The sequence below is a fragment of the Candidatus Falkowbacteria bacterium genome, assembly GCA_026396835.1.
Lineage (GTDB): Bacteria > Patescibacteriota > Patescibacteriia > Patescibacteriales > Patescibacteriaceae > Patescibacterium.
The window spans coordinates 99,877-112,087 of record JAPLWA010000006.1; the positions used below are offsets into that span (position 1 = coordinate 99,877).

The window sequence follows — 12,211 nt, forward strand, 5'->3', positions numbered from 1 at the left end:
AATAAAAATTATAGGGTTAAAAAATTATTTTTTGCTATTTCAGAATAGACATCAACTGATGACCTAGCTTTACGTTCAAAAGTTTTTCTATCAACGGAAAATAAACCAAACCTTGGACCAAAACCATCCGCCCATTCAAAGTTATCAAGCAAGGACCAGTGTAGATAACCACGAACATTAACTCCCTCTTCAATTGCTTGGTGAACATTCTTTAAAATTTCTTTTACATACCAAGCGCGATGATCATCATCTTCATCAGCTGTCCCATTTTCAGTAATATAAATTGGCTTATTGTATCGAGACTGCAAATCTTTTAAGACTGGCAAAATTCCCTCGGGGTATAATTCCCAGCCCATATCATTTGTTTTTTCGTTTTTATTTCTCGGGAAACCATATTTAAGCAGAGTATGATGATAAAAATTTAAACCAATAAAATCAAGCTTATTTTTAACCTTGTCAAAAATATAAAAGTTCCACCACCATCTAGCTACTAAACAAATAAAGTTATTAATTGGCCCACCGGCTGACTCTAAATAGACATTATGCGAAGCTAGACCAACTTGAGCATTGGGTAATTGTTCTTTAACAATGCTATAAGCAGCTCGATGAGCCTTAATCAAATTATTATTAACCATTAGATAGGTCAATGGATTTATAATTTGTGGTGGCCAATTACCATTTAAATAACTACGCGCCGAATAAACATCTGGTTCATTTAGCGTCAACCAAAACCTTACTGTTGGTAAAGCCAAAGCAACCCGCTCGGCATACTTTTTAAAATATTCAATTATGATAGATGATTTCCATCCACCCTTATCTCTCAACCACAAAGGAATAGGCCAATGCCATAGAGTTACAAATGGTTCGATTTCTTCTTCTTGTAAGCGAGCAACAAAACTTGCATAACGATTCAAAGCCGCTTCATCAAATCTGCCTTCCTCTGGCTCAATGCGTGACCAATCAATTGAAAAACGATAGGCGCTAGCGTTTATTTTTTTAAGACAGGCAATATCTTCTTCCATACGATTCCAAGAATCAGCTGCTTGACCTGACTGAAAATCAAGCGGATTAAGACCCTTTGCTTTTAGCTTAGATAGTCGGCGCCCTGATTTTTCCCATTCACTCCAATCATTAATTAATCCTCCTTCAATCTGATAAGCCGAGGTTGCAGCGCCCCACAGAAAACCGTCCGGAAATTTTAAATCTTTATTATTCATATGTTTTCAGTATAACACAAGATTAACCCCTAATCATTTTTTCGGGACTTGACTAAAACAAGAAACTTTGGTTATAATAAGGGCATTATTAATCAAAATTTTACAATTTTATAATTTTATAATTTTTAATTAATGTTCTAATTCTAGATATTAGGCCTTAAAAATTAACTATAAAATTAAAAATTTAAAAATTAAAAATTTCAAAAATATGGTTCAAATGAAAAAGCGCACAAAAAGCTCTACAAATAGACGACGCGCTCACCTAGCCCTAAAACCAAAAACAGTAAATAAATGCCCTAAATGCGGTAAAACAATTATGCCTCATCGCGCATGTGCTTTTTGTGGTAACTACCGTTTTATGGAAACTGTTAAACCGAAAGCTATTAAGAAAAAGAAATAAGCCTTTAATTAATCGTTTATTTAATTGCACATTCTATGGCCAATCGACACTTATCAAGAACTCTAGCTATGCAAACTTTGTTTGCTTGGGATTTTAATGATCGTCAAGAAGTTGATATTGATGAATTAGTAAAAGAAAATTTTAGTCAGTTCGCTCCTAGTTTTGATGACCATGGATTTGTAAGAGATTTGGTTAAGGGTGTTCTAGAACATGTCGAAGACATTAATGCTTATATAATTAAGTACGCCACTGAATGGCCACTTGATCAGATAACTATTATTGATCGCAATATTTTACGTCTTGGTATTTATGAATTAGTGTTTGATAAAAATATTCCGGCAAAAGTTGCGATAAATGAAGCGATTGAAATGGCAAAAACATTTGGTGGTGATTCTTCGGGTAAATTTGTTAATGGTGTGCTTGGTGCAATTATGAAAGAAATGCCAGCTAAAGATGTTGACAAACAGCCAGCCGCTGAAAAAAAGAAGAAGTTGCCGCTTAGTTAAATAAAGTTTTTAAAAGTTTAAATTTAAGTGGGATATAGAAGTAAATTGTTAACCCTTGCTTGACGCTTTACTTTTGTTCCCCAAAACAATATGAAAGAATTCGAAAAATTACAGGGGACTATTCATTATAGTTTTAAAAATATTGAGTTATTGCGCCAAGCTTTAACTCATCGTTCATATCTAAACGAACATCCAGACTTTAAACTTGGACACAATGAACGTTTAGAATTTTTAGGTGATGCAGTGCTGGAAATTATTGTCACCGAACATCTGTTCAACTCCTATCCGCAAACACCGGAAGGTGATCTAACTGATTGGCGCGCCAGTTTAGTTAACGCTAAAATGTTAGCTGCAATTTGCAAAGATATTGCTGTTGAAGAAAATCTTTATTTATCTCGTGGTGAGGAAAAAGATTCTAATTCAAAGGCTCGTCAATATATTCTGGCCAATGCCATGGAAGCTTTAATTGGAGCAATATATCTAGATGGCGGCCTAGAAAGTGCTAAAGTATTTGTCCATGAATTTGTTATTTCCCATTTAGAAAATATTTTAGCTAATCATCTTTATCTTGACCCAAAATCTCGTTTCCAAGAAAAGGCCCAGGAAATAACCAGCATTACTCCGCATTATAAGGTAGTTTCAGAAGCCGGCCCAGATCATGAAAAGATTTTTGAAGTTGGACTTTACCTTAATGAAGATTTAATCGCTATCGGTCGCGGCTCTTCTAAACAAGAGGCCCAAGTCGCGGCGGCGGCTCAGGGCTTAATTAACAAGGACTGGAAGTAAGACTGGCAAAGATTGTCAGAATATAGACTTTCTAGTATTATGTAACTATCTATGAACAAAGAATTAATCGAAAAAATCAAAGCCGATCTATTGGACAAAAAAGCACAGCTTGAAAAAGAGCTGTCTGACTTTACGACCGAGGGCGATCATGGCTTTAATCACCGCACTGCTCAGATGCCTGAATATGGCAGCGAGAGCGATGAGAATGCACAGGAAGTTGAACAGTATACCACCAACCTAGCAGCCGACAAAGTTTTAGAAAAAACTTTAGCTGATATTAATGGTGCACTAAAAAGCATTGAAGATGGGTCATATGGTCTATGTAAATACTGCGGTAAAGAGATTGAAGAACGACGTCTAGAGATTAGACCATTTTCTAGCTCATGTGTAAGCTGTAAGCTTAATTTACAAAACAACGCTTAATAGTATGGCTTTGAGCCAACTACCAAATAAAAAATATATGGTTTGCCTCTATGGCACCATATTTTTTATTATAATTGACCGCTTACTAAAAGTTTTAGCACTCAAACTAGGCTATGCTAAGGTTTTAATTGGGCCCTGGCTAAAATTCTCTTTGGTAAAAAATAATAATGCGGCGTTTTCCCTCAATTTTAAATTTGATATTGTTTGGCTATCAATCATCATTACCATTGCAGCATTAATTTGGTTAAATTATTCTTTGAAGAAAAAAGATTATTTAAAAAGCCTGGCCTTAGCCATGCTTTGTCTCGGTGCAATGAGTAATATTTATGATCGTTTTGTTTATGGTGCGGTGATTGATTATTTTAATTTTGCCAATCTAAATGTTTTTAATCTGGCTGACATCTTAATAGTTCTAGCGGCAATTATTTTACTGTGGCAAGAATTTAGAAATCAAAAGAAGACTTAATTGCTCGACCTAATTTAGCGTGAGAAAAATTAATAATATTCTTCTTCGTTTTAATAAGGCTTTTTACTTTATCAGCCCACTCAATTAAAACCAAAGCTTCGGGATCAATAATATAATCTTCTAATCCAATACCGCTTAAATGAGCGGCTTTTTTTATACGATACGCATCAACATGAACTAAATGCTTAATTTGCTTGTTTTTAGTCTTATACACCTTCATTAAAACGAAAGTTGGGCTTGTTATAGTTGATTTAATACCTAAAGCCTTAGCCACGCCTTTAATAAAGGCTGTTTTCCCAGCGCCAAGCTCGCCAATCAAACCAAAGGCGCCGCCTTGTTTAAGGCTAGCAACGAATTTTTTGCCAAGCGCTTCTGTTTGCTTAGCTGTCTTAGTTATTTTCTTCATGCTTTTAGTCTAAATTCTTATGCCAATAAATAGCCTTGATCTTTCTACTTCCATTGTAATATAAGCTGTGTTTAATTGGACAACATTTTTTATAGTTGTTACTTATTGCCTGATCATCTCCCATATAAAATCCGATATGTTCGCGCGGGTCACCGTCGCCGAAATCAAATTTATGCCAAACAACAACGGCGCCGATCTTGGCTTGTTTAATTTTCTTCCAGCCAGATTTTAATAGATCATCAACCGTAATGTCAACGCGACCATGCGCATATTTAATAAGTCTTAAAATTGCTAAAATTGAAGAGACATAAAATGCACAAGACACTTCACCATTACGCATCACATCAACTTTCTCTCCTGCCTTATTTTTAAGATAAAAATTTTGAAACATTTTAGTACCCAAACTATTTTTTATCATAGCTAAATATGTTTCAAATATTAAGCGCTCAACTTTTGGCATTTTTTTCATAACTCTTTTTGTAATTCTAAAATCAACTGATCAACCTTTTGTTTAATTTTAATAAAAATAGTTTTATCCTGTTCTATTTCTTGCAATTGCTTGGCTCGGCCAAGACTTGCTTGATCTGGGCTAACATCTTCAACATCCCAAATATAATAACGCGGCGGAACATAGCCTAGCTCATTTTTTACAAAATCAAAATGATGCTGCTTCATGAATATTACAATGTCAACTTTATCTAAAATCTCCTTTGAAGTTTTTTGCCAGGATTCGGCAGTGTATTGCAAAAGACCCTCTTCCTCCAACATATCCCTAACAAAGAAAACAATTGGCCCATTTAAATTATGATCAGCCCAAATACCACTTGAAGTAGCGTTTAAGCCTGGAATCTTTTTAGAATTCAAATAAGCCTCAGCCATACGGCTGCGGTTAGTATTACCTGAACAAATAAAATGTATAAGCATATATAGCTAGTATAAAATGCTAAACATTAAATAACAAGCTAGACCCAAAAACGAGCCACAAAAATACCACCAATAACCACAAAGGCAACAGTTATAAATGGCAGGGCTTTTTTCAAGGGCGATTGATCATTGTTTGTATTATCCACGGTTGGCGCGACTGAGCTCGTTGTCGGAGCCTGAACTGCTAGTAGGTCATCATTGCTTACTGCTGCTGGCTTTTTGACTGCTAATTTTATCGGCGAACTAATTGCTATCTCGCTTAGCTCATCAACCAGACCAGGAGCGCTTTCTACAAATATCTCTTTTGGGTTTTCTGCAGCAACAAGCTCTATCACTACTTCGTCTGTTGTTTTATCTACGATTGGCAATAACACTGGTTTTAAAATATCAAACCAAGTTTTTTTCAGAGCTGCTACAATAGCATAACTAGTTGACCAAATTCTATTAGCCAATGTTTCGGTTGAAACTAAAACTGCTCCATCATCAACTTGCTGCTTAGCTAAATAATCTAATGGCGACAAATTATTTTTATTCCAGCTAGAACTTCTTTTGTTCATGGCTTGTAAAGCCCAACTTGTAGAATAAACCGAATCAAAACCACCATCATTTTTTTGCTGAGCAATTAAATATTGTTCTACTTTATCAAGCGCCAAAGAAACATTAGATAAAGTTTTTAATTCATTAAGTGCCTGAATTGTCGCCGCGCTCATATCAACGCTGTTATTCCATGATCCATTGGCTTCTTGTTTAGATAAAATATAAGCCACGCTTTGTTTTATCATTTCATCATCTTTAGTGTAGCCCGAACGCAAAAGAGGAATCAGCGCAAATACATCATCATTAATTAAACTTTTATCTCCAAATTGAGTGCCATCAAACTCTTTTACAATTGAGGCAATGTAATTTACTTTTTCAAAGTCATAAGGATTTTTTCCTAAAGCTAAAAGTGTCATTGCCCGGCGTTCATTATCCGTTATATTAGAACTCAGCTTAGAAGATTTTTCCAAGTAAGCTAATAATGAATCACGCGAAGCATCATTTACTTCAGCGGCCGAATAAGCCATAGCCGCCCAATCAGTATATAAACCAGCTCCCGCAAATGAGCCATCGCTTGATTGATTCTTTTTTAAAAATTCAATAGATTTATTAACATCAAAAGACTTTGTAGTAGTTTTAGCTTCTCCGCCAGTTATTGGCAAAGTAACAATCAACTGATAAGACGGATAATAATAATCTTCCACTATACCAACATTGTAAGTATTAGCTTCATTGATATTAAAACTGGCCTCACCCAAAGCATCAACTGCTTTGGTAGTAATAACTTGTGGATTCCAAGGATCGGTTGGGTTAGGCAAGGTTATGCCAATTGAAACAGTTGGCAAAGCGTTCCAAGAATTAGTTAAATAACTATAATTTTCTGCTTTAACTACTAGATTTGAATTAATGACTATTTTACTAGAACTAAAACTCAGGCGATGAGCTGAACCAAAAAATATTCCCACCGTATTGTTGCCAGACAAAGTTGTTGTGGCAATACTTTGACCAGGACTTAAAGTGCCGACTGCATATTGCCAATCATCACACAATTCAGCTTCGCCGTTTGGTAAAATGCATTTTAAATAAAATGTTCCATAAGAATCATAATATTGTAAATTTGAAATTGAAAAAGCCTCGCTTGTTTGATCGATAGAATAAAGTAGAGCTAGGACACTTCGTGAGTCAAGACTATGTGCAGCACCTAAAGAATCATTAATTGATACTGTACCGGATTCAGGTAGGGCAACTTCTCCCTGCCAAATAATCTTATTGCCATTACGAATAATAAACTCTTCTTTATAGCTTGGCGTTAAATTATTAACAGTGACATTGCGCACAAGTGGCGTGGCGTTGTTACCAGCCAAATCACTAACATTATAAGTAACAGTGTAATTTCCAGCCAAAGCAGTATTTACTAAATTAGTAACAACAATTTTTGAACTAATATCACCATCAAGATTATCATTGGCGGTTGCTCCAGCATCAACATAAGCATCGCCGACATTAAGCGAAATATTTGCGTCGCCTAATAAAGTGATGACCGGCGCCGTTGTATCTGGATCGCTCGGCGGAATATCTTCGGCTCGAGAAGCCTTAACATTAACAAAGAATATTAATGAAAAAGCTAGGCTTAATAAAATTAGTTTGTTACTTAATCTCATAATAAAAAATTAATTATTTTAATTGCCATTCAACAACATCTTTATCTTTTAAGATGTAACTCGAAATTCCCACGTTAGGTGATTTGCCATTTACAAAATAAATAAGATGTTTATTGTCTGCTTCTTTAAGACCACCAATACTAGAAACAAAAAATCCCATACCAGAAAATTCTTTTGTCAGCATTTCGAGCTTACCTTTATTCTTCTCCATCAACAAAGCATCATAAACCGATTTACCGGGCTCGAAACTAATTTGCAATTTTAATTTATCAACGATGATCGTCGCCGAAATATTATTTACAACTTTTTGTGGTTTATCTTCCTTAGCTACTGAGGCCGCGACTTCTTTATTTTCTAAAAGTTCTGACTTTTGAGCCGCTTCATTAACAACATTTGGCTTAACCACATTATCAGGCCTATCTTTAATAACAAAAAATATTAAAACAAAAGCGGTTAATAAGTAAGTGACGGATATAATATAGCGTAATTTTTTCTTCATAATTTTCTAAACAAAAAATGCCTCCTTCCAAGAAGGGGCACTGCATGCCTAAGGCTAAAAACCTTATTTTTCCTGCTCGGGAGATACTCATGATTGGTAGTCGGACTTTAACCGTAGCGGCACTGTGGAGGAATTTCACCTCTCTTCCCCAAGCATGATATTTGATTGTAGAAACAATATACAACTAAAAATAAAAATAAGCAAATACCCCCTCTCCATTAAATATGGAGAGGGGAAGGGGGTAAGGTCTAATAAATAAAAAGAGGAAGTTTTTTAAACTTCCTCAGCAAACTAGCCTTATTTGTTTTTTGTGCAACAACGAAAGGGAAATGACACAGTAAGAACTGTTAAAACTATAAGTAATTTAAATCCAAAGAACAATTCAATGATAGTTTCTTTTACTAAATTTTTCATTATTTAATCCTTTTTGTTTTAATTTTTTAGATAAATTTAATTTTACTGCTTAATAGATATACCACAAAAAGCCAAATGCCATAGAATACCATTCATCATAATGTCGAACCACGTACCATGGCTTAAAGAAGAAATATATCTTTATATTTTTTTCAGGATTTTTTACAGACATCCTCGAGCGCGCTGGTTTTAATGTTTGATCAAGCTTGATAATTTCTCCACAACCATCAGGCTCACTGGAAATATATTCATCATTAAGAATATACCAATAATTTCTAGTCATAATCTTTACCGCCAAATCATGACCCATTTCTATAGACTTAATAAGTTTTACATTTTCATTTTCTCTATCCTTGAACCCTTGAATACTTCCTTTCAGAGAAGTTATATATAGAAATGAAATAATCACAACTATTATTACCGCAGCAATTGACCAGGTTGTTAATAAAACTTTGTACATTCTTTCTCCTTGTGAGTTATTAACTCTTTTTAATTCATTATTTTTAGTTTGTTGTAAGGCGTCAGCATAGATTTGCTTATCAATATCGCTTACACCCTCTGAATATTTCTGGAACATTCGCCCCACGGCATAGAGGTGCTGTTTATAATCCGCAACCCCATCTCTGTTTTTATCAAATATTTTATAGTAGTCAAAGGGACAATCGCCGCGGAAAAGTATATATCTTCTTGTTATTCTAGTTTTAAGTAGATAACAACCTCGATACTCATCTTTACCTTCCCAAACCTTTTTACCCCTAAAATATATATCTATTATCGAAACAAGCAGTGAAAGCAGAACTAGTAATAAAAAAAATATAGTTTCATTCATTTTTATCTCTCCCGTTTTAAATGTACTTTTAAATTTTGTTTTATATTGCTATAATAACATATATACAAAATATGTCATTTTTATCAATGAAATAGGCATTATATTAATCGAAGTGTTTAATTATTCATTATTATGCAAGTCCTCCCCCATACCGAATTAGATGATCTAATCATAAAAAACCTCCTTGTTAATGGCGAACAAGGGGCTGATGAAATCTTCTGTGAGCTTATAAACAAAGGTCACAACATTAGCTTGCAAGCAGTTTATAAACGACTACGCAATCTTTTGCAAAGCGGGATTATATTAAAAAACAAGCAATCCATTGTTATCAGTAATGAGTGGAAAGAAAATTTACTTGATTTACTAGACGGCAACTCGCAAATTCCAAAACTTAAAGCAGGGGAATCGGCTATTTATTCTTTTAAAGAATTAAGTTCGCTTGATGCTTACTGGAAGCATATAATGGCTCCACTTGAAAAAAGCGTACCAGATTATCCGGTTTTTCTATTTAACCCTTATGAGATATGGATTCAATTAAGCGATAGGCAGCAAAGCGAAATTGACTACTTAAATAAATTTAGCGAGGATAAGCGTTTCTGTTTCTTTTTATTAGGTAAACAAAATACATGCGATCAAAACTTTAAAAAGTTATATCAATCTGAATACTTACAAATATCTTTGGGCGCCGACGGTTTTTCGGAGCGAGACTACATTGCCGTTATTTCAGATTATGTTATTACAACAAAAATGTCGCCGGCCATAATAAAAACTATTAACAATATATATTCATCAACCGCCCCTAATGATCTATCAAAAAAAATTGAAAAGATATTTGCTAAATCAGCCGCAATAAAACTAAAAATCGAAAGAAACGAAAACAAAGCAAAAAAACTTCGTAAAAGAATATCAAAAGACTTTTATATTCCAAAAGAATTAAAAGAAAAATTCGATTTGTTTTAATTTTTTATCTATCCCAAGTAAATCCATTACCAAAACTACCCCACATAGCAACTTGCTCAAATTGTGGCTGATTTAATTTTAGAAAACTCATCACAGCTTTTGGTCTTAAGTCATAACCTTTAATCTCGACAATCTTTTTATCGTTATTCTCATCAATCAATTCTGCTGTAGCCATAACTGGCTCTGCCACGCCAATTGAATAAGCCAGCTTAACTAACGCCTCTTTGGCTTTATACTCGCGCAATAAATCAACTGCGATTTTTCTAGCCATATAAGCGCCGCTGCGATCGACCTTTGTGGAGTCTTTGCCCGAAAATGCTCCACCACCAATTGGAATTTGTGGTCCATAATTATCGCAGGCAAGTTTACGCCCGGTTACACCAGTATCAGCTGAGAATCCTCCCTGATCCCAATCACCGGCTGGATTAATGTGCAAAGTGATGTTGTTCGTAAAATTATTTTGATTCAACCACTCATTAACCAAGCTAGTTAAATCGTTTTTAGAAACTTTACAAAAACTAGCCACCGCGGTGTGTAAATTATTTTCAGCTAAAGTTATTTGCACTTTACCATCAACTTGATAAGTCTTATAAATGTGTTTGGCTAAGTCTTTAGCTAAAAATAATTCTTGTGGAATCATTGCCTGGTTATCACTACAAGCATAACCAACCATAATACCTTGGTCACCCGCCCCGCCGTTATCAACGCCGCGCGCAATCTCGGAGCTTTGTTGAACAATATTTGTCTGAATTCCATAATCTTCGCCTACCACACGGCGAACAATTGTTGGCACATCAACCACTGCGCTCGTGCTTAACTCTCCTGTGATGGTTATTAAATTATGACCACCCATTGTTTCAATGGCGACGCGACTAAATTCGTCTTGAGCTAAACAAGCATCCAAAATTGCATCGCTAATGCGATCACAAATTTTGTCTGGGTGACATGGTGTTACTGCTTCGGCGGTTTTAAACATAAATTTAAATTAATAATAAAAAATTACGTAAAAAAATAACTCTTATCCGTCCAGGAAAGAGTTTTGCCAAATAAAAAAATGACTTTTATCTTTCCCGTTTTTCGGGCTGGAAGTGGCACCTTTTTGAAATGGTCATATTTCAACGGTTGCCGGACGAGTCATTGAGCCAGTGCTCTCTTCGTCACTCTTGATAAACAAACTATTCAATTGTAATACAAGAATAGCAATAAACTAATAAAAAAACAATCTTCAGCATACCCTAGCTTAATCCGCCATTATCAACTATAATGTAGAACAACTAATTATTAAATTTTTATTATGAAACATATTATAGAAGCATTAAATTGGCGTTATGCAACTAAACAATTTAACAAAGACAAAAAGCTTTCAACTGAAGAAATCGACAACATCATTGAGGCAATTCGCTTAACACCATCCTCCTTTGGTCTTCAGCCATATAAAGTTTTTGTTATAACAAATAGTGAGCTAAGAGAGAAATTAAAACAAGCCGCTTATAACCAAACACCTTTAACAGACGCTTCACATGTCATTGTTTTCACTGTACCAACAGACTTTAGTGAAACACAAGTAGATGCCTACTTAAATGAAGTAGCTAATACCAGAGGTATGACAACAGAAAGCCTACAGGGCTTTAAATCCATGATGATGGGTTTTGTATCAAATCACAACACTGACCAATTAAAGGATTGGGCAGCACGACAGGCATACATTGCCCTTGGTCAATTGTTGACCGTCGCCGCAATTGCCAAAATTGACGCCGTACCAATGGAAGGATTTAACCCAGCTCAATTTGATGAGATTCTAAACTTAAAAGAAAAAAATCTAGCAAGCGTAGTTGCGGCTGGGTTGGGCTTCAGAGATGAAGCTGACGCCCATGCCGCTCTTGCAAAAGTAAGATTTAAGAAAGATGATTTATTTGTTGAGCTAAAATAACCAAACAAATGAAAACCGCCAGCAATAAGCTGGCGGTTTCTTTCTTGCCCGCTACGCGGGCTAAGTCGGTAGTGGAAGTCTTGGCATTTCTACTTGGTGATGTTGTTGGTTTAGAACATAGCGTTGAATAGTCATTTCATCTAAACCCACGGTAGAAACATAGTAGCCACGGCACCAGAAACTACCAGGTGGTATTTTCTTGGTTTTCTTTTTTAACCAGTGCGAAGATTTACCCTTCATAATTCCCACGATG

16 protein-coding genes and 2 riboswitches are annotated in these 12,211 nt (G+C 35.2%); of the genes, 7 read left to right on the top strand and 9 right to left on the bottom strand.

Translation table 11 applies throughout. The features are described from left to right. Positions 1–8: 8 nt before the first annotated feature. On the bottom strand, positions 9–1,217 hold the full coding sequence (locus NTY12_05615; GenBank protein ID MCX6793460.1) for a glycoside hydrolase family 1 protein: 1,209 nt from the start codon (positions 1,215–1,217) through the stop codon (positions 9–11). Positions 1,218–1,425: 208 nt separating this feature from the next. Between NTY12_05615 and rpmF the strand changes: the two genes are divergently transcribed. The 5 genes from rpmF (at position 1,426) to lspA (ending at position 3,798) form a co-directional block, all read left to right on the top strand. Then, the gene (gene rpmF / locus NTY12_05620) at positions 1,426–1,617 is read left to right on the top strand and encodes a 50S ribosomal protein L32 (GenBank protein ID MCX6793461.1); all 192 of its coding nucleotides are present in this window, start codon (positions 1,426–1,428) and stop codon (positions 1,615–1,617) included. Positions 1,618–1,652: 35 nt separating this feature from the next. Next, a complete protein-coding gene (gene nusB, locus NTY12_05625; protein MCX6793462.1) occupies positions 1,653–2,123 on the top strand; it encodes a transcription antitermination factor NusB in 471 nt (156 codons plus the stop codon). Positions 2,124–2,213: 90 nt separating this feature from the next. Beyond that, positions 2,214–2,909: a ribonuclease III gene (gene rnc / locus NTY12_05630; GenBank protein MCX6793463.1), complete on the top strand. Its 696-nt coding sequence runs from the start codon at positions 2,214–2,216 to the stop codon at positions 2,907–2,909. A 51-nt stretch (positions 2,910–2,960) separates the two neighbouring features. After that, entirely contained in the window at positions 2,961–3,332 is a 372-nt protein-coding gene (locus NTY12_05635; GenBank protein MCX6793464.1) for a TraR/DksA C4-type zinc finger protein, read from the top strand. A gap of 37 nt (positions 3,333–3,369) precedes the next feature. Next, positions 3,370–3,798 (top strand): signal peptidase II, encoded by a 429-nt coding sequence (gene lspA, locus NTY12_05640; GenBank protein MCX6793465.1) that lies wholly within the window; start codon positions 3,370–3,372, stop codon positions 3,796–3,798. Here lspA and tsaE read toward each other — a convergent pair. From tsaE to NTY12_05670, 6 genes are all read right to left on the bottom strand, one after another. Then, on the bottom strand, positions 3,776–4,204 hold the full coding sequence (gene tsaE / locus NTY12_05645; protein MCX6793466.1) for a tRNA (adenosine(37)-N6)-threonylcarbamoyltransferase complex ATPase subunit type 1 TsaE: 429 nt from the start codon (positions 4,202–4,204) through the stop codon (positions 3,776–3,778). The two genes, lspA and tsaE, sit on opposite strands and share 23 nt — an antisense overlap. Before the next feature lie 4 nt (positions 4,205–4,208). Further along, complete coding sequence (locus NTY12_05650) at positions 4,209–4,673, bottom strand: hypothetical protein (protein ID MCX6793467.1); 465 nt, start codon at positions 4,671–4,673, stop codon at positions 4,209–4,211. Next, positions 4,670–5,128: a hypothetical protein gene (locus tag NTY12_05655; protein MCX6793468.1), complete on the bottom strand. Its 459-nt coding sequence runs from the start codon at positions 5,126–5,128 to the stop codon at positions 4,670–4,672. Before NTY12_05655 ends, NTY12_05650 begins: the two co-directional genes overlap by 4 nt. Positions 5,129–5,166: 38 nt before the next feature. Beyond that, positions 5,167–7,326 (bottom strand): DUF5011 domain-containing protein, encoded by a 2,160-nt coding sequence (locus tag NTY12_05660; GenBank protein ID MCX6793469.1) that lies wholly within the window; start codon positions 7,324–7,326, stop codon positions 5,167–5,169. Between the two features lie 13 nt (positions 7,327–7,339). Continuing rightward, positions 7,340–7,825 (bottom strand): DUF4430 domain-containing protein, encoded by a 486-nt coding sequence (locus NTY12_05665; protein MCX6793470.1) that lies wholly within the window; start codon positions 7,823–7,825, stop codon positions 7,340–7,342. Positions 7,826–7,879: 54 nt separating this feature from the next. Then, a riboswitch (adenosylcobalamin-variant (AdoCbl-variant) riboswitch) is annotated at positions 7,880–7,984 on the bottom strand. A 304-nt stretch (positions 7,985–8,288) separates the two neighbouring features. Continuing rightward, on the bottom strand, positions 8,289–8,816 hold the full coding sequence (locus tag NTY12_05670) for a hypothetical protein (GenBank protein ID MCX6793471.1): 528 nt from the start codon (positions 8,814–8,816) through the stop codon (positions 8,289–8,291). A 384-nt stretch (positions 8,817–9,200) separates the two neighbouring features. Here NTY12_05670 and NTY12_05675 point away from each other — a divergent pair, with 384 nt between their 5' ends. After that, positions 9,201–10,028, top strand: coding sequence for a hypothetical protein (locus NTY12_05675; protein ID MCX6793472.1), 828 nt, complete (start codon positions 9,201–9,203; stop codon positions 10,026–10,028). A gap of 4 nt (positions 10,029–10,032) precedes the next feature. On the opposite strand, the gene NTY12_05680 is transcribed toward NTY12_05675, so the two are convergent. Next, on the bottom strand, positions 10,033–11,004 hold the full coding sequence (locus NTY12_05680) for a methionine adenosyltransferase domain-containing protein (protein MCX6793473.1): 972 nt from the start codon (positions 11,002–11,004) through the stop codon (positions 10,033–10,035). 82 nt (positions 11,005–11,086) lie between these two features. Beyond that, positions 11,087–11,201: riboswitch (SAM riboswitch) on the bottom strand. A gap of 121 nt (positions 11,202–11,322) precedes the next feature. Between NTY12_05680 and NTY12_05685 the strand changes: the two genes are divergently transcribed. After that, positions 11,323–11,958, top strand: coding sequence for an NAD(P)H-dependent oxidoreductase (locus NTY12_05685; GenBank protein ID MCX6793474.1), 636 nt, complete (start codon positions 11,323–11,325; stop codon positions 11,956–11,958). 60 nt (positions 11,959–12,018) lie between these two features. On the opposite strand, the gene NTY12_05690 is transcribed toward NTY12_05685, so the two are convergent. Further along, on the bottom strand, positions 12,019–12,211 hold a 193-nt coding region (locus tag NTY12_05690), incomplete at its 5' end, for a transposase (protein MCX6793475.1).